This is a genomic window from Aeromonas sp. QDB54 (assembly GCF_027707385.1).
Taxonomy (GTDB): Bacteria; Pseudomonadota; Gammaproteobacteria; order Enterobacterales; family Aeromonadaceae; genus Aeromonas; species Aeromonas hydrophila.
In genome coordinates, this window is sequence record NZ_JAPCIT010000004.1 from 33,873 (window position 1) to 55,663 (window position 21,791).

General features: G+C 62.6%; 17 protein-coding genes. 11 read left to right on the forward strand and 6 right to left on the reverse strand.

What is annotated here, in order from left to right; translation table 11 throughout:
- Nucleotides 1-3: 3 nt before the first annotated feature.
- The gene (locus PG881_RS04985) at nt 4-804 is read right to left on the reverse strand and encodes an alpha/beta fold hydrolase (RefSeq protein ID WP_270798332.1); all 801 of its coding nucleotides are present in this window, start codon (nt 802-804) and stop codon (nt 4-6) included.
- A gap of 112 nt (nt 805-916) precedes the next feature.
- On the opposite strand from PG881_RS04985, the gene ppk2 reads away from it, so the two are divergent.
- Nucleotides 917-1,732 carry a polyphosphate kinase 2 gene (ppk2, locus tag PG881_RS04990; protein WP_139389223.1) on the forward strand — a complete coding sequence of 272 codons (816 nt, stop codon included), beginning with the start codon at nt 917-919 and terminating at the stop codon, nt 1,730-1,732.
- Between the two features lie 115 nt (nt 1,733-1,847).
- Here the strand turns inward: ppk2 and PG881_RS04995 are convergent, their stop codons facing one another.
- The 5 genes from PG881_RS04995 to yejK form a co-directional block, all read right to left on the reverse strand.
- The gene (locus tag PG881_RS04995; RefSeq protein WP_011705560.1) at nt 1,848-2,984 is read right to left on the reverse strand and encodes an ABC transporter ATP-binding protein; all 1,137 of its coding nucleotides are present in this window, start codon (nt 2,982-2,984) and stop codon (nt 1,848-1,850) included.
- Between the two features lie 69 nt (nt 2,985-3,053).
- Nucleotides 3,054-3,944 carry a maltose ABC transporter permease MalG gene (gene malG / locus PG881_RS05000; protein WP_005299600.1) on the reverse strand — a complete coding sequence of 297 codons (891 nt, stop codon included), beginning with the start codon at nt 3,942-3,944 and terminating at the stop codon, nt 3,054-3,056.
- Nucleotides 3,945-3,956: 12 nt separating this feature from the next.
- A complete protein-coding gene (gene malF, locus PG881_RS05005; protein WP_024943710.1) occupies nt 3,957-5,609 on the reverse strand; it encodes a maltose ABC transporter permease MalF in 1,653 nt (550 codons plus the stop codon).
- Between the two features lie 75 nt (nt 5,610-5,684).
- A complete protein-coding gene (gene malE, locus PG881_RS05010) occupies nt 5,685-6,866 on the reverse strand; it encodes a maltose/maltodextrin ABC transporter substrate-binding protein MalE (protein ID WP_011705558.1) in 1,182 nt (393 codons plus the stop codon).
- 395 nt (nt 6,867-7,261) lie between these two features.
- Nucleotides 7,262-8,311, reverse strand: coding sequence for a nucleoid-associated protein YejK (yejK, locus tag PG881_RS05015; RefSeq protein ID WP_016350315.1), 1,050 nt, complete (start codon nt 8,309-8,311; stop codon nt 7,262-7,264).
- A gap of 73 nt (nt 8,312-8,384) precedes the next feature.
- On the opposite strand from yejK, the gene PG881_RS05020 reads away from it, so the two are divergent.
- The 10 genes from PG881_RS05020 (at nt 8,385) to hdfR (ending at nt 21,730) form a co-directional block, all read left to right on the forward strand.
- Entirely contained in the window at nt 8,385-8,612 is a 228-nt protein-coding gene (locus PG881_RS05020; protein ID WP_011705556.1) for a DUF1414 domain-containing protein, read from the forward strand.
- Nucleotides 8,613-8,655: 43 nt separating this feature from the next.
- On the forward strand, nt 8,656-10,506 hold the full coding sequence (locus PG881_RS05025; protein WP_016350314.1) for a DUF3413 domain-containing protein: 1,851 nt from the start codon (nt 8,656-8,658) through the stop codon (nt 10,504-10,506).
- 307 nt (nt 10,507-10,813) lie between these two features.
- Nucleotides 10,814-12,976 (forward strand): TonB-dependent hemoglobin/transferrin/lactoferrin family receptor, encoded by a 2,163-nt coding sequence (locus PG881_RS05030; protein WP_270798341.1) that lies wholly within the window; start codon nt 10,814-10,816, stop codon nt 12,974-12,976.
- Complete coding sequence (locus PG881_RS05035; protein WP_270798343.1) at nt 12,976-15,042, forward strand: prolyl oligopeptidase family serine peptidase; 2,067 nt, start codon at nt 12,976-12,978, stop codon at nt 15,040-15,042. The genes PG881_RS05030 and PG881_RS05035 overlap by 1 nt, the downstream gene beginning before the upstream one ends.
- A 32-nt stretch (nt 15,043-15,074) precedes the next feature.
- Entirely contained in the window at nt 15,075-17,489 is a 2,415-nt protein-coding gene (locus tag PG881_RS05040) for a proprotein convertase P-domain-containing protein (protein ID WP_270798345.1), read from the forward strand.
- Nucleotides 17,490-17,548: 59 nt separating this feature from the next.
- The gene (locus tag PG881_RS05045) at nt 17,549-18,922 is read left to right on the forward strand and encodes an Lcl C-terminal domain-containing protein (RefSeq protein WP_024943715.1); all 1,374 of its coding nucleotides are present in this window, start codon (nt 17,549-17,551) and stop codon (nt 18,920-18,922) included.
- The gene (locus tag PG881_RS05050; RefSeq protein ID WP_270798347.1) at nt 18,919-19,476 is read left to right on the forward strand and encodes an Lcl C-terminal domain-containing protein; all 558 of its coding nucleotides are present in this window, start codon (nt 18,919-18,921) and stop codon (nt 19,474-19,476) included. The genes PG881_RS05045 and PG881_RS05050 overlap by 4 nt, the downstream gene beginning before the upstream one ends.
- Nucleotides 19,477-19,707: 231 nt before the next feature.
- A complete protein-coding gene (gene eco / locus PG881_RS05055; RefSeq protein ID WP_005299572.1) occupies nt 19,708-20,190 on the forward strand; it encodes a serine protease inhibitor ecotin in 483 nt (160 codons plus the stop codon).
- A gap of 302 nt (nt 20,191-20,492) precedes the next feature.
- Complete coding sequence (maoP, locus tag PG881_RS05060) at nt 20,493-20,855, forward strand: DUF413 domain-containing protein (RefSeq protein WP_016350309.1); 363 nt, start codon at nt 20,493-20,495, stop codon at nt 20,853-20,855.
- The gene (hdfR, locus tag PG881_RS05065; protein WP_016350308.1) at nt 20,855-21,730 is read left to right on the forward strand and encodes an HTH-type transcriptional regulator HdfR; all 876 of its coding nucleotides are present in this window, start codon (nt 20,855-20,857) and stop codon (nt 21,728-21,730) included. Before maoP ends, hdfR begins: the two co-directional genes overlap by 1 nt.
- The last annotated feature ends 61 nt before the right edge of the window (nt 21,731-21,791 follow it).

Below are 21,791 nucleotides of genomic sequence, written 5' to 3' on the forward strand. Positions count from 1 at the left end.
GGCTTACAGCGCAGCCAGAAACGCGTCCAGCTGCTCATTGACGAAGGCCGGATTTTCCAGCGACGAGATGTGGCCGGCCGCCGGGACCTCCTTGAACGGGCAACCCAGCACCTCGGCCATCAGATAGCCTTCCAGCACCGGCCGCGCCTTGTCCTGACTGCCGGTCATCACCAGCGCAGGCACAGCCATCTCTTCCAGCCACTCGATGCGATCCTCGCGGGTCACGAAGCTGCGGCCCACCGCCACCATGGCGGCCACCTTGTCGGCTGGCCAGGCGGCGAGACGCGCCTTGAAATCGCTCATCAGGTCGGCATCCGGCTGGTCGGCAAAGAACAGCGGCGCCACCTGCTCGACGATGGGGGCCGGGATGGTGCCGAGCTGCTCGATCATCGCCAGCATGCCGAGGTAGCGCTCGCAGGTGATCTGCGGCTCGAGACCGACGAAGCTGTCCATCAGCACCAGGCCCTTGAGACGCACGGGTGCCATGCGTGCCAGCTCGACGCCCCACATGCCGCCGATGGAGAGACCCACCAGCACGAACTCATCGATGCCGAGCGCATCGAGCAGCGCCAGATGATCGCGCGCCAGGGTTGCCAGGGTGCAGGCCCCCTCGGGCAGCGCATCGGAATCGCCGTGGCCCCACAGCTCGGGCACGATGCAGCGATACTGCCCCTTGAGGGCCTCGATTTGCGGCGCCCACATGGCGCTGTCCCACAGGTAGCTGTGACCAAACAACAGTACCGGGCCCTGCCCCTCGTCCAGATAGGCCATCTGGCGGCCCGCGATCTCCATAAATTGCTTCATGTTTTCTCCTGTTTCTGGTGCCGACTATTGACGGGGCGGCAGTGTAGCACGACCCTCTTGGCAGTGACGCCTGCCTGGTGCAATCTGGAAAAGTGTCAATAAGGAGAAGAACATGCCGAAGGACAAGAGCAAGAAACGCCCGCGCCTGGACAAGAAGACCTACGAGCACCACCTGGCCCATCTGCAGGAGGAGCTGGTCAAGCTGCAGGAGTGGGTCAAGCAGGAGGGACTGAAAGTGGTGGTGCTGTTCGAGGGCCGCGACGCCGCCGGCAAGGGGGGCGTCATCAAGGCGATCACCGAGCCCCTCAACCCCCGGGTCTGCCGGGTCACGGCGCTGCCCGCCCCCTCGGATCGAGAGCGATCCCAGTGGTACTTTCAGCGCTACGTGGCGCACCTGCCCGCCGCCGGCGAGATGGTGCTGTTCGACCGCTCCTGGTACAACCGGGCCGGGGTCGAGCGAGTGATGGGCTTTTGCAGCGACAACGAGTATCGCGAGTTTCTGCGCGCCTGCCCCGAGTTCGAGCGGATGCTGATCCGCTCCGGCATCACGGTGATCAAATACTGGTTCTCGGTCAGCGACGAGGAGCAGGAGAAACGGTTCAAGGAGCGGATCAACACCCCCATCAAGCGCTGGAAGTTCAGCCCGATGGACCTGCAGTCCCGCTCGCGCTGGGTGGAGTACTCCCGCGCCAAGGACGACATGTTCACCTACACCGACACCGAGGATTGCCCCTGGTTCGTGGTGGAGGCGGACGACAAGCGCCGCGCCCGCCTCAACTGCATCTCCCACCTGCTGGGCAAGGTGCCCTATGAGGCGATCCACTACGAACCCATCACCCTGCCCCCCATCAACACCGAGGGGTATGAGCGCCCACCGCTGACCAGCCAGCACTTCGTGCCCGACATTACCGCCGCACTCGAGGGCTGAGCCCTGCCACTTCGCCTGCCGTTCTCGCCAAACGGCAGGCAATAAAAAGCCGGTCTTGCGACCGGCAAAAAGGCATTGAATCTAAAGAAAGGAAAACCTCGGCAGCCGCCCCTGGTCAGGTGCGGATGTATTTGGCTGTGCGCGGGAAGGCTTGCTCCTTGGCATCGAACAGGTAGCAGGCTTCGGCTGGAATGCCGACGCTGTACTGCTGGCCGGTGGCCACATCCACGTCGGAGCTGGCCTTGACGGTGAAGTCGTGCCCAGCCACGTCCATGTAGACGAAGGATTCGGCCCCCAGGTGTTCGGCCACCTGCACCACCCCGCTCACCTTGCTGTCGGCATGGGGGTGATCCAGCGGCACCAGGTGCTCGGGACGAATGCCCAGCTCCACCTTGTCGCCGACCGCGCCGCTGCGGGCATCGACCCGGGCACGCACGGTATCGCCGGTGGTCAGCTTGACCACGCACTCCTGCTCGCCAATCTCCACCAGCTCGCCAGCCAGGAAGTTCATCTTGGGAGAGCCGATGAAGCCGGCCACGAACTTGTTGTCCGGGTTGTGGTAGAGCTCGAGCGGGGTGCCGAACTGCTCCAGGTTGGTGGTCGCCTCGCCCTTGAGCGGGCTCAGCACCACGATGCGGTTGGCTAGCGTCATGGCCTCCACCTGGTCGTGGGTCACGTAGATGATGGTGGAGTTGAGCTCCTTGTGCAGCTTGGCGATCTCGATGCGCATCTTGACCCGCAGGGCGGCATCCAGGTTGGAGAGGGGTTCGTCAAACAGGAACACCTGCGGCTGCTGGACGATGGATCGGCCGATGGCGACCCGCTGGCGCTGACCGCCGGAGAGTGCCTTGGGCTTGCGGTCCAGCAGCGGCTCGAGACCCAGGATCTCGGCGGCGCGCATCACCCGCTTGTGGATGTTCTCCTTGTCCATCTTCTTGAGCTTGAGGCCGAAGGCCATGTTCTCGTAGATGTTCATGTGCGGATAGAGGGCGTAGGACTGGAACACCATGCCCACGTTGCGCTCTACCGGCGGCACGTCGTTCATGTAACGACCGCCGATGGTCAGCTCCCCGCTGGTGATGTCTTCCAGACCCGCGATCATCCGCAGCAAGGTGGACTTGCCGCAACCTGACGGACCGACGAAGACGATGAACTCCCCTTCCTTGATGGCCAGGTTGATATTGCGCAGGGTGTCCTTGTGAACAGCCGGGTCGTAATTTTTGCGAACGTTGTTGAGTACTACTTCAGCCATGTCGAGCTCCGCTCTTGAATCTTTGCAAATCGTGATGGCGGGGGGAGTCGGCTCCCCCGGCCATGAACCTTAACCTTTCACGCCGCCGGCAGTGAGACCACCTACCAACCAGCGCTGTGCCAGCAGGAAGACAACCGTGATGGGGAAGCCCGACAGCACGGCGGCTGCGGCAAAGTCACCCCACAGGTAGTTCTGCGGATAGAGGTACTGCTGGGCCCCGACCGCCAGGGTCAGATTGTTCACATCCTGCAACAGGATGGAGGCCATGGGCACCTCGGTAATGGAACCGATGAAGGCCAGGATGAACACCACCGCCAGGATGGGCACCGACAGCGGCAGCAGGATCAGGCGGAATGCCTGCCACGGAGTCGCACCGTCGATGGCCGCCGCTTCCTCGAGGGAGGAGTCGATGGTCTCGAAGTAGCCCTTGATGGTCCAGACGTGCAGGGCGATGCCGCCCATGTAGGCCAGGATCAGGCCGCCGTGGGTGTTGAGACCCAGCCAGGGGATGTAGTCACCAATCTTGTTGAAGAGCGCGTAGATGGCCACCAGTGCCAGCACCGCCGGGAACATCTGGAAAATCAGCATGCCCTGCAGGATGGTGGACTTGCCACGAAAACGCAGGCGGGCAAAGGCGTAGGCACAGGTGGTGGAGAGCACCACGATCATCAGGGCGGTGATGCCCGCGATCTTGATGGAGTTCCACAGCCAGGTCAGCACCGGGAACGGCGGCGGCGTGATGCTGCCGTCGGCGTTGGTGATGGACATGCCCAGAGCCAGCTTCCAGTGATCCAGGGTCGGGTTGGAGGGGATGATCTCCCCTACCGCGAAGTTGCCGTTTCTAAACGAGATGGCGATGACCATGATCAGCGGGAAGATGATCAGTGCCAGGAAGCCCCACATCACCAGGTGGGTTGCCCACACCCGGTATTTGACTGATTTGGGTTGTACGATTGCCATGTTGAAGCCTCCTTACAGTTGCTTGTCGGCTTTGGACAATTTCAGGTTGAGCAAGGCCAGCGCACCCACGATGAGGAAGATGGCGGTGGCGATGGCACTGGCCAGACCGTAGTCCTGACCACCCGAGCCCTGGAACGCGATCCGGTAGGTGTAGCTCACCAGCAAGTCGGTGGTACCGGCCGGGGTGCTGGCGCCTATGATGTCCGGCGCGCCGTTGGTCAACAACTGGATGAGCACGAAGTTGTTGAAGTTGAAGGCGAACGAGGCAATCAACAGCGGCGTCAGCGGCTTCATCAAGAGCGGCACTGTGATCTTGAAGAAGTTCTGCACCGGACCGGCACCGTCCATGGCGGACGCTTCATAGAGATCTTCCGGAATGGCTTTGAGCAGCCCCATGCAGAGGATCATCATGTAGGGGTAGCCAAGCCAGGTGTTGACGATGAGGATCATCACCTTGGCCAGGAAGGGGTTGGTATACCAGTCCGGCTTGATGCCGAACGCCGCTTCCAGGAACAGGTTGATCTCACCGAAGTTCTGGTTGAACAAGCCCTTGAACACCAGGATGGAGATGAACGCCGGGATGGCATAGGGCAGGATCAGCATGACCCGGTAGAAGCCGCGCCCCTTGAGGGACTCCCACTGCACCAGACAGGCCAGCACCATGCCGATGGCCAGGGTGAAGCCCACCGAACAGGCGGAGAAGATCACGGTCCAGATGAAGATCTGCAGGAACGGTGCCTGGATACCCGGATCGGTGACGATGCGGGCGAAGTTCTTCCAGCCCACGCTCACCACGAAGCCTGGCGCCACGCTCTTGCCGACAAACTGGCCCTGCTCGTCGATGTATTGATAGAAGCCGGTGTCGCCGTTGGGCAGCATCAGCTCGCCGCTCTGGTTGTCACGCAGCAGGTTGCTGTCTTTGATCACCACCCCGGACTTGAGCACGGCACCGTCCAGCAGACGGGTGTACTGCTGTTTCTGGGCGGCGAACTTGCGCAGGCTGCTCAGGGTCAGGTGGGTTCCGCCATCCGGCAGCACCAGATCGAGTGCGCTCAGGTGGGTGCGATGGTCGACGATGGCCCGGATGGGAGCCACCTTGTCCACGGCCTCCCCTGCCAGGTGTTGCAGCTGAACAACCTGCACCGGTTCATGGACTCTGCCCTCGCGGACAGCCAGTTCACGGGCCTTGTTGCTCATCAGGGTAACGGGTTGACTGATAAAGGATTGGTCGTCCTGTTTCAGCAGCAGCTGAAACTGATTGTTCTCACCACCCAAGAGGGTGAAATCGAATTCACCGCCCGCCACCTTGTAGGTTTTTTTCAGATGGTAATCCCGCGCCTGCTCGATGGAGAGCAGGTTGGATCCCGAATAGTTGGTGAAGGCGATGCCGATCGTGTAGGCAAGAGGGAAGATGATAAAAACAACCATGCCGGCCACACCGGGGAAGATATAGCGGTGGGCATAGGTCTTCTTGTTCATGAAGACATACAGACCGACGGAGACCACCACCAGATCCAGCAGAGCGAATACCCACTCACCGCTGGCGTACATCATCACGGCTGCATAACCGTTGAGGATGGCTACCAGAGCAGCAATGGTCCACTTAAGCCAGGTGTGCTTATCCTTCGGACCGGCATAGGATTCAATAGAAGGTACTACTTCCATGCCAATTAACCTTTATAACGCCAAGAGAGATTTGAGAGAGTGGGAGGCCGTTGCGGCCTCCCGGGTAGTGCGTGCTTACTGAACGATACGCTTGGCAGCGGTATCCAAGGCTTCGTCAACGCTCTGACGGCCGGAGGTTACGTTCTTGAGGGCAGTTTCGAAGGAGGACCAGAAACGGCTCATCTCAGGCACGGACGGCATCGGCTCGCCATTCTGGGCGTTTTGCATGGTTGCCTTGATGTGCGGGTCGGATTCCAGGGTCTTCTGGAAGGACTTCAGCGCCACGGCGCCCAGCGGCTTGTCGGCGTTGACCGGTGCCAGACCGGCGTCGGTCAGCAGGTAGTTTTCCAGGAACTCGATGGCCAGATCCTTGTTCGGGCTGGCGGCGTTGATGGTGGCACCCAGCACGCCGACGAAGGCCTTGGCCGGTTTACCCTTCAGGGTCGGCAGCGGCGCTACGCCGTACTTGATGCCGCTCTTGTCCAGGTTGCTCCAGGCCCAGGGACCGTTGATCATCATGGCCACTTCGCCCTTGTTGAACTTGGCGTCCATCACACCGTAGTCGATGCCTTTTTCCAGGTGACCGGACTTGATCATCTCGGAGATGTAGCCGACACCGGCCTTGGCACCCGCGTTGGCCACGCCGGTATCTTTCACGTCATAACCAGTAGCGGTTTTCTTGAAGGCATAACCACCGTTGGCAGCCACCAGCGGGTAGCTGAAATAGGGGGTGTCATAGGCCCACATGATGGCGCGCTTGCCGTTCTTCTTCAGAGTCTCGTCAATCTTGGCGATCTCTTCGAAGGTCTTCGGCGGCTCCGGCAGCAGATCCTTGTTGTAAATCAGGCTGACCGCTTCCACGGCAACCGGGTAGCCGTAGGTCTTGCCATCGACGGTCATGGCATCCCAGGCGAACTGTTCAAACTTGGCTTTGGTGGCTGCATTCGGGGTCACGGGGACCAGCAGACCGGCCTTGACCCACTCACCGTAACGGTCGTGAGCCCAGAAGAAGATGTCCGGGCCGTTGCCGGTGGCAGCGGCTTGCTGGAATTTCACTTCCACCTGATCAGGGTGCGCAACCGTCACCTTGATGCCGGTTTCGGCTTCAAACTTCTTACCTACTTCGGCCAGACCATTGTATCCCTTGTCACCGTTAATCCAGATGGTCAGTTGACCTTCGTCAATGGCGGCAGTGGCAGAGCAAGCCACGCCCAGAGTAGCCAGACCGATCAGGGATGACAGCAATTTCTTTTTCATGAGCCTTTCCTTGTATTAGTTCCGCGCTGTAAGAGCATTGTGTGCGAGATGAATATTATCCCAAGCCGTTACCGCCTCACATGACGCAACTCGCATTTTTGAAACGCAATTACGTATTTTCTTCCAGAAAGTTCTGAAAACATTTTCTTATTTCAGGGGGTTATCGCCATTTATTGGCATATTTATCGCCAAATTAAGAAAGTAAATTACCAAAGAGAAATAAAAAAACATGAATGAAAGGGTTTTCACCTCACTGAAAACCCTTTCACGGGGATTATTCTGTTTAATTTGTTAACAAAGCACCGAGTTGGTTTCGCTGCTGCCTACCCCGTTAAATAAAAAGACACCGCAGCGAAGTGCGGTGTCTTTTTGCCAAAACTGGAAAGCAGATCACATTACGACTGGCGCAGCAGCTGATCCTTGAGGTTGGGCGGGACCCCCTTGATGGTCAGGGTATCGGTCTGGGGATCGTAGAACACCCGGCTGTTGAGCAGCTTCTGCTCGAAGCTCAAAGTCAGCCCGCCACCGGAGCCGACGAACTTGGTCAAGCCGCGCAGGGTGGAGCGATCAGCCGGGAAGCGATCTTCCAGTTCATACTCCTGACCGATGAAGCTGTAAAAATCGAGATCGCCATCGCCCGGCAATTCCGCCGACAGCTCCTTGATCTCGATCTCTTCACCGGCGCTGGCCTGCTCGGTGCAATATTTGAAGACCTGTTTCTTGTAGTCGTTGCGCTCGGCCGGCTCGAGCTGGCGGCTGTCGCAATAATCGTCCACCGCCTGCAGCAGCCCCTTATTCTGGATCTTGGCATCCATCCCCTCGCGGGCACCCAGTAAATCCATGAAAAAGTCACCCAGCTTGCGACCGACCCGGCCCTTGCTGAAAGTGATATAACGGCGTGAATCCGGCTGGGTTTTCCATTCGGTCAGATCGATGCGGGCCACCAGGTTCAATTTGCCGATATCCAGATACTGGATGTGACGCAGCTCCAGTGCCTCGCTGACGGTGACGCTCTCCTTGCCCTCCAGCAGGGCGATCATCAGATAATCCACCCCCACGTAGTTGTATTTGGCAAACAGCAGCACCCCCTGCTCGTCGAGGGCGTGCTCCACCAGCTGCTTGACCAGCAACTGGGTCATCTCGACCGAAAAGGGGACGAAGTCGGTCTGTTCGCCGAGCAGCCGTTCGAGGGCGATGCGAAAGAGCGGAGAAGGCTGTTTGGGGGCGCTCTCCCCCTCCGCCAGCTCGGCGACGGCGGCCTCGGGGTCGGCAAAGAAGCCGAAGCCCTTGCCCCCCTTGCCGTTGTAAATGCGATGCAGCTCCGCCATCAGCCCCTGTACCGCCTCATCGGCAGGCAGAAGCTGGCTGCGGGTGTCGGCGTGAGGTTGACCATCGCCGCCCTGGCGCAGGGAGTGAAGAATGATCTTGTCGATATCGAGACTCATGTCACAAAGCCATAGTGTTAGCCGAAAGGGTGAAGTATTATAAGGCGCTTTGAACAGAGATGAACCCAAGATTATGCCCATCGTATCAAAGTACAATAACGAGCAGTTTGACGCCCTGATGAACGACCTGATCACCGCCCTGGAGAAGCACAAGGCGCCGGTGGATCTGAGTCTGATGGTGCTCGGCAACCTGACCACCAATATCATCAATGGCATGGCCCCGGCCCAGCGTCAGGCGATCACCGAAAAATACATCCAGGCGCTCACCGCCTCGGTGGATCATCGCCACGATGCTCACTGAGTCTCTTCGCATTCTTTGATGTTTTTCAAGCAGATGGATCACTATGGTCGAAACCGGCAACCCCTATCGTGATAATGTTTCTCGCCTGATCACCTGGGGGCATTGGTTCTCCTTCTTCAACATCATTCTGGCCATGCTGATTGCCACCCGCTACCTGGGGGCGATCAGCTGGCCGTCGACCACGCTCGGCGTGACCTATCTCATCATCAGCTGGATCGGTCACTTCTCGTTTCTGAGCTTTGTCACCTATCTGTTGACGATCTTCCCCCTGAGTTTCGTGCTGCCCAAAGAGAAGCCGCTGCGCTTCATCTCGGCCATCATCGCCACCCTGGCGCTGGTGCTGCTGCTCATCGACACCCAAGTGTTCCAGCTGTTCAAGTTCCACCTCAACGGCCAGGTGTGGCAGTTGCTGCTGGATCAGGCCCAGACCGAGGAGGGCTCGATCTGGAGCATCATCTTCGTTGCCGTGCCCACCATCTTCCTGGTGCAGCTGCTGCTGTCGGCCTATGTCTGGCGCAAGATCAACAAGCGCAAGCGCCGTCAGTACGGCAATCAGGTGGGGCTGGCCCTGCTGGTCTGCTTCATTCTGACCCACGTGGTCAACAGCTGGGCCGATGCCACCCTGTATCAGCCCATCACCATGCAGCGCGCCAACTTCCCGCTCTCCTACCCGATGACCGCCAAGAGCTTCCTCGCCAAGCACGGCTGGCTGGATCTGGATCAGTACGAGAAGAAGGCCGAATCACAGGATGGTGACAATGCGAGCCGCTTGCGCTACCCGCTGCGCCCGCTCAGCGTCAACGCTCCGCTGACCCACAAGAACCTGCTGATCGTGGTGGTCGACTCCCTGCGGGCCGACATGCTCAACAACATCAACATGCCCAATCTGCAGCGCTATGCGGATCAGCACCTCAACTTTGCCAACCACATGAGCGGCGGCAACGACGATGTGATGGGGATGTTCAGCCTGTTCTACGGCCTGCCGGGCCACTACTACGACGACATTCGCAACGACAAGACGCCACCGGTGCTGTTCGACGAGATGCTGCGCCAGGACTACCAGTTCGGCCTGTTCGGCGCGCTGGAGGATGCCCAGAAGTACCGTCAGAGCATCCTCTCCGGCCTGCGCAAGCAGGTGTTCGTCTCCGAGCAGACCGATGACACCCAGCTCATCGGCGACTGGCAGCAGTGGCTCGCCAAGCGCTCGCCAGACCGGCCCTGGTTCTCGCTGGTCTATCTGTCGAGCCCGGGTGACTACCAGCTGCCGGCCAACGTGAAGGGCCCCTTCCAGCCGGAGCTCACCAAGTTCAACCCGGCCACCGCCTATCAGGCCGAGAATCTGGTGAAGCTGGAGAACCGCTACAAGAATGCGGTCTTCTATACCGACCAGTTGCTGGAACAGATGCTGGCCCAGCTGCAACAGCAGGGGCTCGGCGAGCAGACCATCGTCGTGGTCACCGCCAACCACGGTCAGGAATTCAACGAGACCCAGAACAACAGCTGGGGCTATGGCACCAACTACTCGCCCTATCAGGTGCAGGTACCGTTCGTGCTGGCCTGGCCGGGCAACGATACCCTGCCGACGAGCCCGGTGAGCAGCCACCTGGATCTGGTGCCGACCCTGATGCAAAGCATGCTGGGAGTGCGCAATGCGCCGCGGGACTACAGCATCGGCCGCAACCTGTTCGATACCAGCCCGCGCAACTGGCTGCTGGCGGGGGATCAGCGCGACTTTGCCATCTATCAGGGCAACACCATCACCCACTTCAACAAGCAGGGTGACTTCGAGCTGCTGGAGCGAAACAGCTACCGCCCCATCAAGCACGGCACCCCCGACATGGGCGTCATGATCCAGGTGATGAACGAGCTGAACCGCTTCTATCGCGCCCCCTGATAGCCGCCTCCTGCCCCTTGAAAACCCGCTCCTGCAGCGGGTTTTTTTATTGCCGATATCACCTTGGCATCAGCTGCCAAGCCCTCAGCCAACACCTTGCCACCCTCCCCCGTTTCATCCCCTGTCTGCCCGCCCAGCACCATGCAGGCGCAAACGTTGGCCCGCGTTGCTACTGATGCCTTCATCAAAAAATGCAGTCTGATCAGGATCATAAAAACAAAATGATAATGATTATCAATCGTTGATCTGACTGGACCTCTCTGCAATAATCCGCGGCCTTCAGGCTTAAATAATAATTATTCTCAACATGAAAACACTGCTTCACTACTGGCCCATGCTGCTGTCCGGTACAGCGCTGGCCGCCGGCGATCCCGCCGGCATAGACACCTCCGGCACCACCCCGCCCAAGGCGCGAGAGACCATAGTCGTCAAGGGTCAGCGGGTCGAACAGAAACTGTCCGACATCTCGGGCTCCATCACCGTCATCACCGAAGAGGATCTGGAGCGCCAGATAGCCACCGAGCTCACCGACGTGTTCAAGAACGAACCCGGCGTCTCGGTGACCGGCTCGGCGGGCCGGCCGCAAAACATCAGCATCCGCGGCATCGGTGGCAACCGGGTGTTGATCATCAAGGACGGGGTCCGGGTCAGCGACGGCTTCGGCGCCGACGACCTCAACGACAAGGTGGGCCGTTTCAGCTTCGATCTCGATGACGTCAAGCAGATCGAGGTGGCAAAGGGGGCCGGCTCCGCCCTGCACGGCTCGGACGCCATCGGCGGCACCGTGGTCATCACTACCAAGCAGCCGGAAGATTACCTGCAGGGGCAGGATGCCTACCTCAGCAGCAAGGTGCTGCACGACGGCAGCAGCGACAAGCAGAAACTGAGCGCCACCGGCGCCGCCCGCTGGGGCGAGAGCGCCCACCTGCTGCGTCTCTCCGGCTGGCAGGGGCACGAGACCGCCAACTACGACCAGAACCGCATCCCGGCGGATCTCGATGGCCTGAGCGCTTCCACCAGCTCCAGCCTGACCCTCAATGAACAGCATCTGCTGCGCCTCGAGCTCGACTACTTCGAAGACAATGCCAAGCGGGATCAGGGGCCGCGCGAAATTCCCCAGCCCGACGGCAAGTGGCAGGTGCGCCAGTATCACGAGAACGGCACCCAGCGCTCCCAAGGCGGCAAGCTGAGCTGGGAGGCGCAGGATCTCGGCCACCCGCTGGCCGACCGCTTTACCTGGAACCTGCACGGCAACTACGCCAAGAACACCGCCAACAAGCGCAGCCTGCTGCAAAATGACGAGCTGAGCGGCTACCCCCGCTATCGCAGCGAGCGGGAGCTGGCCACCTTCACCGAACAGCTGATCGGCAGCGAGCTGGATATCCGCCGTGATCTGGTCACCGGCCCCATCGAGCACAAGCTGAGCTACGGCATCGAGCTGGCGCGCACCCGGCATGAGCGACCGGTGGAGAAGCTGATGCTGGAAGCCGGCATTCCCCAGCCCACCCAGTCCGCCCCCTTCAGCAGCGCCCGCACCGATCGGGCCGGCATCTGGCTGGGAGACGTGGCGACCCTGGGTCAGTGGCAGTTCACCCCAACCCTGCGCATGGATCAGCAGTGGCTGAGCCCGCAGGATGGCCGGGGCGAGAGCAACCACAGCTGGCATATCTCGCCGAGCCTGGCCACCAGCTACCGCTTCAACGAGCAGTGGCGCAGCTGGCTGAGCTACGCCAACGGTTTCAGCGCCCCCTCCTACGACAAGGTGTACGGCAACATCCCCCACTACTTTGCCCTGCCGCCGTTCGAGATCATCGCCAACCCGAACCTCAAGGAGGAGACCAGCCACAGCTTCGAGTGGGGGGTGAGCGGCGAAGGGGATGAGTGGAGCATCAAGCCGGCGCTCTTTTACAACCGCTACTACAACTTCGTCGACTGGCGCCAGGTGGGCTTTCGCCTGAGCGACGGGGTCATGCTGCGTCAATACCGCAACGTCGCCAAGTCCGAAACCTGGGGCGCCGAGATCGCCGCCAGCTACTGGCTGACCCAGCAGTGGGAGCTGGCCACCAAGCTGGGTTGGGTCGACGGCAAGACCAGCCAGGGCGAATCGCCGCGCAACCTCACCCCGCTCGAGGGCAACACCCGCCTCAGCTATCAGGCCAACGACTGGAGCCTGGGGCTGCAGGCCGACTACGCCGCCGCCATGAGCCGGGTGCCCAGCTGTGGCAACAGCCTGACCCAGCAGCAGGGCGAGTGCCTGAAAACCGCAGGCTGGCTCAGCTTCGCCCTGACCGCCGACTGGCAGATCACCGACGCCCTCAAGGCCAACCTCAAGCTCAACAACCTGCTCGACACCCGCTACACCCGCTATCAGGACGTCGCCGGGCTGGAAGCGGGCACGGATGCGGGCCTCTACACCCAGACGGGCCGCTCCCTGAGCGCCAGCCTGCGCTACACCTTCGTGGGGCTCTGATGCACGCACTCCTGATGCTGGCCAGCCTGCTGGCCAATCCGGCGCCCGCCCAGCCTGTCGCCCTTGCACCTGCCGATACCCAGAGCCAGGCCGTCGCCACCTCGGCGCCGCTTATCCCTCACCGCCCGCTGCCTATGCCGGGGGAGCGGGCCCGGCTCGATCCCTATGGCGGCTGGCGCGATGACAGCCGCCAGGATCCCGCCCTGTTGGCCCTGCTGGGCGAGCAGAACCGCTGGACCGAGCAGCAGCTCGCCGCGCAGCGGCCGCTGGAGCAGGCCCTGCAGACCGAGTGGCAGGCGCAAGCGCGCGGTGAACCCATGCCGCAAGAGTGGTTGAGCGAGGCGGGCAGCCAGTGGCGGATGGAAGCCGACGGCAGCCTGTGGCAGCGAGATAGCGAGCAGGCTGAGCCCCGCCAACGGCTGGCAGCCCGCCAGCCGGCCAGCGGCTACTACGAGCTCGCCAGCTGGGCCTTGCACCCGAACGGGCGCTGGCTGGCCCTGGCCGAAGATCTGCAGGGCGATCGGGATTACCGCATCACCCTGCTCGACCTGGTCGACGGCAAGCCCCTGGCCACCCTGACCCACCGGGCCAGCGATCTGCTCTGGAGCCTGGATGGCAAGACCCTCTACACCATCGCCAACGAACCTCGCACCCTGCGCCCCTGGCAGCTGTGGGCCTGGCGCGATGGCAAGGAGCAGCAGATCCACCAGGAGGCGGACCCTGCCTGGCTGCTCAGCCTCTATCGCACCACGGATCGACGCCACCTGCTGCTGCAGAGCAATAACCACGACAGCGCCGAGCAGTACCTGCTGGACGCGGACACACCTGCTCTGCTCAAGGCCCGTCAGGCCGGCCTTGAGTACTACCTGGATACCCAGGGGGAGCGGGTGCTGCTCAAGAGCAACCGGGACGGTGCCCTCGGCCTCTATCAGGTGGCCGACCTGAGCCAGGTGGCCAAGGGAGAGTGGCAACTGCTCTGGTCTGGCGAGCAGAGGAGCCTCGAGAAGTGGCGCCTGTTTGCCGACCATACGGTCCTGCAGTATCGCCATCACGGGGATGACTGGCTCGACGTGCTGGATGGCCGCGGCCGGCTCAGCCACCGTCTGCTGCTGACCGAGGGGGCCGGCACGGCCTGGATCCAGGGCGCCCACGACCCCGCCAGCGGGCAGATCCTGATCCGCCGCCAGGGCATGGCCGAGCCGCCGCACCAGCGCCTGCTCGATCTCGCCAGCGGCCGCTGGCTGCCGGACACCCAGGCCGCCCTCCCCTCCCCCTACCAGAGCGAGCGCCGCTGGGTAGTGGGCAAGGATGGCGTCAAGGTGCCGGTCTCCCTGGTGTGGCGCAAGGACATCCACACCCCCAAGGCGCTGCTGCTCTACGGCTATGGCGCCTACGGTACCCCCATGCGCCCCTACTACCAGCCGCAGGTGCTGAGCCTGCTGGATCGCGGCTTCGTCTACGCCATCGCCCACGTGCGCGGCGGCGGCATGCTGGGGGATGAGTGGTATCTGGCCGGGCGCGGTCGCCACAAGCAGCACAGCGTGGACGACTTCCTGACCGTGGCCGATGCGCTGGCCCGGGATCCCGCCATCGACCCCGCCCGGCTGTTTGCCATGGGCGGCAGCGCCGGCGGCCTGCTGGTGGCGGCGGCCCTCAACCAGGCACCGACCCGCTTCGCCGGGGCCGTGCTGCAGGTGCCCTTCGTCGATCTCATCGGCACCATGAGCGATCCCGAACTGCCGCTCACCCGCCAGGAGTACGCCGAGTGGGGCAACCCGGCCATTGCCGCCGATTACGCTGCCATGCGCCGCCTGAGCCCTTACGACAACCTACATGCGGCCCCCTATCCCCCCGTCTATGTGACGGCCGGGCTGTACGACAGTCAGGTGCCCTACTGGGAGCCGCTCAAGTGGGTGGCCCGCCTGCGGGAACACAGCACGGGAGCGGGCCCCTATCTGCTCAGCACGGCCCTCGACGGCGGCCACCGCACCAGCCCGGGCAACGCGCGCCAGCAGGCGGCCCGCGAGTACGCCTTCCTGCTCACCCTGGCGGGAGTCGGCCGGTGATCCCTTTTCTCATTTTTGTGTTGGAGTAAACCATGAAACCCTCTTCCCTGGCCCTCTGGCTGGCGACAACCCTGCTCTCCCAGCCGCTGCTGGCGGCCGAGTTGCAGTTTGTCGATGAGCAACCGCTGACCACCACGCCGAAGCAGTGGCTCGAGCAGCGTCTTGGCGTGAGCCTGGCCCCCGACTACGAGCGGGCCAGCCTGCTCGGCCATCACTACAGCTTCCGCCAGCTGGTCAACGGCCTGCCGGTGGCCACCATTCAGGCCGCCGTCAGCGTCGATCAAACAGGCAAGCCCTGGCGCATCTATCACAACAGCCGGCCGCTGCAGAGCCACGAACCCGGCTGCGACGCCGCCGGCAATCTGGATCCCTTGCTGGAGCAGCTGCGCGATGGCGGCAGCGACATCGACACCCTTGGTCCGGTCGAAGCCTGGTACTGGCGCGACGGTGACACCCTGGTGCCGGCCCTGCGCCAACGGGTGCGCGAGCATCAGGCGGGCAACGCCAAGGCCAGCTATGTGCAGCTCTTCGCCAGCTGTGACGGCAGCCGCGAGCTCGGTCGCTGGATGGATGCCGCCACCACCCAGGCCAGCCGCGTCGCCGACGCCGGCGACACCCAGCTGGAGGCTCGGGTATTCGATCCGGATCCCCGTACCCAGCTGCGCGATGCCAGCCTGGTCTGGCACGAAGCCCTGCAACTGGCGGACGCCGCCTATCAGGACAAGGTGCCGCTGCCGGTCACTCTGGCGGGTGGACGCTATCTGCTGAGCGGCCCCCACGCCCGGGTGGTGGATGCCATGGAGCCGGACACCGCCCCCTTCAGCGCCGACAACCCGCAGGCGTTTCGTCTCACCCGCGATGATCGCGGCTTTGCCGACATCAACGCCTACTACCACCTGGATCTGGCCCAGCGCCACCTCAAGCGCCTCGGCTTTGTCGATCTCATTCCGGGGGCGCTCGACATCGACACCGAGGCCGGCTATCAGGACAACTCCCTCTACGATCCGTTCGAGCGCCGGCTGGAGCTGGGTCGCAGCGGCGTGCCCGATGCCGAGGATCCCATGGTCATCTGGCACGAGTTCGGCCATGCGGTGCAGCATCACATAGTGCCGGATCTCGGGGACGAGGCTGACTGGGGCGCCATCGGCGAAGGCTTTAGCGACTACCTGGCCGCCAGCCACCGCCAGCGCAGCGAAGCCGGCCGCCAGTTCGAACCCGCCATGGTGTTCAACTGGGATGCCCGCTTCACCGACCGCACCCCACGTCAGCTGGACGATCTGCGCGCCCGCTACCACCCGGATTACAACTACCCGGCCCACCGCACCATCAACGGCAGCAATGGCGACCAGCTGTGGGGCACCCCGCTGTTCCAGGCGCTGCTGGCCGCGGTCGCCGAGCAGGGCGAAGGGGCGCGGGACGAGTTTGATCGCCTGATCATCGAGTCCCACTTCGGTCTCGGCCCGGCCATCCGCATGCCGCAACTGGCCCGCATCACGGTGGATACCGCCGCCCGGCTCTACCCGGCGCGCCCTTATGCCAGGCTGCTGGAGCAGGCGTTTCGCCAGCATGGCCTGTTGCAGGCTCCGGTCAATGTGGGCCTCAGTGATGGCAGCGTCATCGAGCTGGGGCAGCGCCAGTCGGTGCAGCTGACCCTCACCAACCAGGGCAAGGCGCCGGTCACCCTCAATGAGCTGGCTCTCACCCTGCCAACCGGGTTGCAGGCCGATCCTTACAGCTGGCAACCGGCGACCCTCGCGGCGGGTGCCAGCATGACCACCACCCTGCGCCTGCTGGCCCAGAGCCCGCTCGCCTGTGGCGACGAGGTAGCGCTGCCGGTCAGCCTCGCCATGAGCGGCACCAGCCCGACCGAGCGCCAGTGGCAGCAGTCGCTGACCCTGCCCATCGGCGCCCCCATCGTCAGCCGTGCCAGCGGCCAGCCGCTCACCTTGAGCGATGCCATTAGCGACGAGGTGCGTGGCCTCAGTGAAACCAGCCTGCTGATAGAGAACAGCGAGGCCAGGGTGAGCGACCGGCTGCAACTGAACCTGGATCTGCAACACCCGGCGCTCGATGAGCTGGAGATCTGGCTCAACTCCCCCTCCGGCACCCGCATCCAGATCTGGAACAAGGGCTACAGCCCATTGCCGCGCCTCAAGGGGGTGTTCCCCACCGAGCTGCTGCCCCTGCAGCCCTTCAGCGCGCTGGAAGGGGAGCCGCTGGCCGGCCGCTGGACCCTGGAGATAGTGGACAGCAAGCCCGGCAATCGGGGCCGCATCAACGGCTGGAGCATCAGCCAGCGCACCGGCGCCCAGTGCAGCAAGCCGGTCACTCCGCCTGATGACGGCATCATCCACTTCCAGGTGGACGACGGCAGCGGCGGCGGGTCAGCCAACCTGCTCTGGTTGCTGCCGCTGACGCTCTGGCGCCGCCTGCGCCAGCGCACCTGAATCCACCCCATCCCATATATAAGAAGAGGGGGCCAAGGCCCCCTCCCCAAGGACAAGAGATGACACCACATTACTCCCGCCTGGCCTGCCTGCTGGCCCCCCTGCTCACCGCCTGTGGCGGTGGCGGCTCGGACGAGGCGCCGCTGGCGGCCCCCGACTACAGCCTGACCGTGACCCTGCCCGAAGCCGGCACCCTCTGCGTCAACCTCAACCAGAATGCATCTTGTGATGCGGGGGAGCCCAGTGTCAGCGGCGCGGCCGGTACTCACCGGTTGAGCGGCAGCGCCCCGGCGCTGTTGACCAGTACCTTGCTGTTTTTACCAAGCAACCCGGCCGCCCCCGTGCTGCTGCACCCCGCCGCCCGGCTCGACGGCCAGCATCTGACCCCCAGCCCGCTCAGCACCCTGCTGCAATACCGCATCGCCGAGGGGCAGCCCCCGAGGCAAGCCCTCGACCAGCTGCTGAGTGCGCTGGCGCCGCTGCAACCGGACCAGGATCTGGCCGCCCTCTCCCGGCTGAGCGACTTCAACCTGGCGCTGGGCCAGCTGCTGCAGGCAGTCGTCGAGACCGATCTGAAGGCGCAGGAGGGCTTCTCGACCGCCACCCTGCATATGCTGGTGTGGCCTGCCATCGGCAGCCTGCTGCCCGAGCTGGCCAGCCACTTTGCCCTGCACGGCGAGCTGGCCAGCCAGCAGGAGCACGTCAGCGCCCGGCTGCTGCAACAGCACTCCCATCCACTGATCACCGGCAGTGGCGTCACCACCTACACGGACGGGGTCGATTACCTGCTCACCCAGGAGCCCGCCGATCACCCGGGGCAGGAGGCCAGCCTCAACAAGGCGCCGCTGCACTATCGCAAGCTGGATGGCAAGGGCCAGCCGCTGGCTGATGACGCCCCCGTCTGGGAGTGCGTGGAAGATCTCAACACCGGCCTGGTCTGGGAGAAGAAGCTCGATGATCCCGCCAGCCCGCGCGATCTGCACCGTACCTTCGCCTGGGAGCTTGGCGACTATCACCCCACCCAGCAAGAACTGGACTACGCCTGCCCGGATGGCGAAGCCATCTGCACCACGGAGCAGTACCGCCAGTGGCTCAACGCCCAGCAGTTGTGCGGCATTACCAGCTGGCGCATGCCCCACTCGCGCGAGCTGATGAGCCTGCAGCACTACGGCTCCCTCGCCCGCCAGGACGACCAGCCGGTGAGCATGGACGTGCGCTACTTCCCCGATGTCGGCACCACCAGCAAGGATTTCAGCGGCTACTACTGGAGCCAGACCCTGACCCCCTCGCGCCGGCTGGAGAGCGCCCCCATCAGCGCCATTGCCCACATCTTCCTTGGCGATGACGCCGGCACCGACTACGCCACCACAGTTCAAAACAGCGATGATGCCAACGGTCTGCAATTGCGACTGGTGGCGGAGGTAACCCGATGAACCGCTTGATGTTGACCCTGCTGCTGACCCTTGGCAGCCCCCTCGCCCTGGCCACCGCCATCTGTGATGACAACATGCCCAGAACCAGCCCCACCGCCCGCTTCATCGACCGCGGCAACGGCACCGTCACGGATAGATCCACCGGCCTGACCTGGATGCGCTGCCAGCTCGGCCAGACCTGGCGCAACCAGAGCTGTCAAGGCGAACCGACCCGGCTTTACTGGCAGCAGGCCCTGCTGACCGCCGAGCGGATCCGCACCGAGCCGAGCCATGCCCTCTACAACTTCGGCGGCCACGGCGGCTGGCACCTGCCCACCATCAAGGAGCTGGCCAGCGTGCTGGAGTCCGCCTGCTACAAGCCGGCGCTCAACGAAACCATCTTCCCCCGCGCCATGGCCGGTGAAGGAAAAGAGGTGAACGACGGCTACGTCTATCTCTGGTCCTCGACCCCGGTACCGGCCAGCAAGGGGGTCGCCTATCTGGATATCACCAGCGGCGCCGTCGGCATGCGGGCGCCCGGCGCCTGGGCCAAGCAGGTGTTGCTGGTGCGCTGATGAAGCCGGGTGGCCAGGGGATCCCGATGAGCACAGGATCCCGGCTGGCCACCCGCGTTTGGCACCCGGCCTGTCGCTTAGCCTCTCTTCCGTCCTGTCAGAAAATAGCCAGAACACGTCATTGTGTGCCGGATCTGCGTCATTTTACGCAGTTTTTACGTAGCAGATCGCTGGCATGAAACGGGCAGAGCGGTTAGTCTAGCGGCGTTGAACCAACCCCATGAGGTACAGATGAAAACCGTATTGCGTTTTAGCCTGCTGGGCGCCTTGTTGCTGGGCGGCCATGCCTTCGCCGCCGAACCGAAAAAATTTGATATCAGCATGTTCCCGGCCGCCGAAGTGAACCAGGAACGTGTGGTGATCCGCCTGCCGGAAGTCGAGAACGAAGCCGACATGATGGTCGAGCTGCAGGTCGGCAAGAAAATGATGGTCGATTGCAATGTGCCGCGCTTTGCCGGCAACCTGGAACAGCACAGTGTCAAAGGCTGGGGCTACAACTACCTGATGCTCGGCAAGGTGTCCGATCCCATCAGCACCCTGATGGCCTGCCCGGATGGCCAGAAGAAAGAGACCTTCGTCCAGATCTACGGTCAGGGCTTCTTCGTGAACTACAACTCCAAGCTGCCGTTCGTGCTCTACGTACCGCAGGAGTATGAAGTGCGCTACCGTCTGTGGCGTGCCGACACCCTGGCTCAGCCAGCCATGATAGAGTGAGTCTCCATCGAGACCAAACCTCCCGCTTTGGTTCATGAATACAACAAAATAGAGCGCCGAATGGCGCTTTATTTTTAGCCAAATGTCGTCTGACCAGAGCTTCGAACCTTTACAGAACCTGACATAACTCCGCTTTTTTTCTCACTTTTTTGCTCTTCCCCCCGGCTCAGACCCACTGGATCATGGCGAAACCGCTTTCGATTAAAGATATTTATCCATATAGTGAAAAAATTGATTTTGCACTCTGCGACGGCCTGATGATACTTGCCCGCAAAGGTCAAACTAACCAGAAAAAGAGCACTATGAGCTTCGAATCAGACAAGCGTTTCAACGACTTCAAACATTTTCCCCGTGGCCTGCGTCGCAGTGGCGAATTCACTGTGGCCGAAGCGGACAGTCTGGAAAAATACGGCACCGCCATGCTCGCGCTCTATCAGGGCAACCTGGCGCCGCGCGATGACGTAGAAAGCGCCTTTATCGAACAGGTCAAATCCGGCGCCGCCGGCAGCAACCCCCACGCCAAGGTGTGGTTCAAGTATCTGAAGGTGATCGGTCCCAAGCGCGTGCACCGGCTGTGCACCGTCGCCGGCGGTGCCAACGAGGAAACCGGTGGTGGCGGCTTTGAAGGTGGCAGCGGTGGTGGCAGCGACGAGTCCATCGATTAATGGATACCGAACTGCTTCGGACGTTTATCGAGGTCAGCAAGACCCGGCACTTCGGCCGGGCAGCTGAAAATCTCTACCTGACCCAGTCGGCGGTGAGCTTTCGGATCCGCCAGCTCGAACAGCAACTCGGGGTCAGTCTGTTTGCCCGCCATCGCAACAACATCCGCCTGACCGCCTCCGGTGAGCGTCTGCTGCCCTACGCAGACGCCATCTTGCATACCCTGGGCCGCGCCAAGCAGGATGTGGCCCTCTCCCCCGGTTTCAGCCAGCAGCTCGCCATCGGCGCCCCCGCGGTGTTCTGGGAGCTCGATTTCAATGACTGGCTCAACCATGTGTATGCTCTGGCCCCTGGCCTCGCGGTGCGGCTCGAAACCGCCTCCCGCGAGCACCTGTGCCGCCAGCTGCTGGAGCGCTCCCTCGATCTCGCCCTGCTCTCCGAGCCGACCAAGATCGACGAGATTGCCCTGCACCCCATCGGCGAGCTGGTGTTCGAGCTGGTGAGCCGGGATGCCGCCGCAAACGCCGACAGCCTGATGCAGATGCCACACATTCATCTGGATTGGGGCACCAGCTTCGAACCCCAGCCCAGCCGGCTGCAGAGCCTGCAAAAGACCCCGGTGCTGCACTCGAGCTCCGCCAACATGGCGCTGCAGTTCGTGCTGGCCAACGGTGGCGCCGCCTACTTGCCAAGGCGCATGGTGAGCCCCTTCCTCGAACAGGGTCGCCTGCACCTGGTGGAAGGCGCCCAGGCCTTGAGTCGTCCGCTCTACCTCGCCTATCTGGAAAAATCCGATCGCCGGGAGCTGATCGATCAGTTGCTGACCCTGCCGCTGGGCTGGGATGGCGCCGATCTGCGCTTGCCGCAGCCAGAATAAAAGCGCTGCAGCGCGCAAGCGGGAGTGCAAAAGCAAAAGGGGCCGACAGGCCCCTTTTGCT

Coding starts and splice junctions, on each gene's coding strand:
- malE (WP_011705558.1), bottom strand. CDS start 6,866: ATGAAAAAGAAATTGCTGTCATCCCTGATCGGTCTGGCTACTCTGGGC.
- PG881_RS04995 (WP_011705560.1), bottom strand. CDS start 2,984: ATGGCTGAAGTAGTACTCAACAACGTTCGCAAAAATTACGACCCGGCT.
- PG881_RS05040 (WP_270798345.1), top strand. CDS start 15,075: ATGAAACCCTCTTCCCTGGCCCTCTGGCTGGCGACAACCCTGCTCTCC.
- PG881_RS05035 (WP_270798343.1), top strand. CDS start 12,976: ATGCACGCACTCCTGATGCTGGCCAGCCTGCTGGCCAATCCGGCGCCC.
- PG881_RS05025 (WP_016350314.1), top strand. CDS start 8,656: ATGGTCGAAACCGGCAACCCCTATCGTGATAATGTTTCTCGCCTGATC.
- malF (WP_024943710.1), bottom strand. CDS start 5,609: ATGGAAGTAGTACCTTCTATTGAATCCTATGCCGGTCCGAAGGATAAG.
- PG881_RS05030 (WP_270798341.1), top strand. CDS start 10,814: ATGAAAACACTGCTTCACTACTGGCCCATGCTGCTGTCCGGTACAGCG.
- PG881_RS05020 (WP_011705556.1), top strand. CDS start 8,385: ATGCCCATCGTATCAAAGTACAATAACGAGCAGTTTGACGCCCTGATG.
- PG881_RS05045 (WP_024943715.1), top strand. CDS start 17,549: ATGACACCACATTACTCCCGCCTGGCCTGCCTGCTGGCCCCCCTGCTC.
- malG (WP_005299600.1), bottom strand. CDS start 3,944: ATGGCAATCGTACAACCCAAATCAGTCAAATACCGGGTGTGGGCAACC.
- PG881_RS04985 (WP_270798332.1), bottom strand. CDS start 804: ATGAAGCAATTTATGGAGATCGCGGGCCGCCAGATGGCCTATCTGGAC.
- yejK (WP_016350315.1), bottom strand. CDS start 8,311: ATGAGTCTCGATATCGACAAGATCATTCTTCACTCCCTGCGCCAGGGC.
- hdfR (WP_016350308.1), top strand. CDS start 20,855: ATGGATACCGAACTGCTTCGGACGTTTATCGAGGTCAGCAAGACCCGG.
- eco (WP_005299572.1), top strand. CDS start 19,708: ATGAAAACCGTATTGCGTTTTAGCCTGCTGGGCGCCTTGTTGCTGGGC.
- maoP (WP_016350309.1), top strand. CDS start 20,493: ATGAGCTTCGAATCAGACAAGCGTTTCAACGACTTCAAACATTTTCCC.
- ppk2 (WP_139389223.1), top strand. CDS start 917: ATGCCGAAGGACAAGAGCAAGAAACGCCCGCGCCTGGACAAGAAGACC.
- PG881_RS05050 (WP_270798347.1), top strand. CDS start 18,919: ATGAACCGCTTGATGTTGACCCTGCTGCTGACCCTTGGCAGCCCCCTC.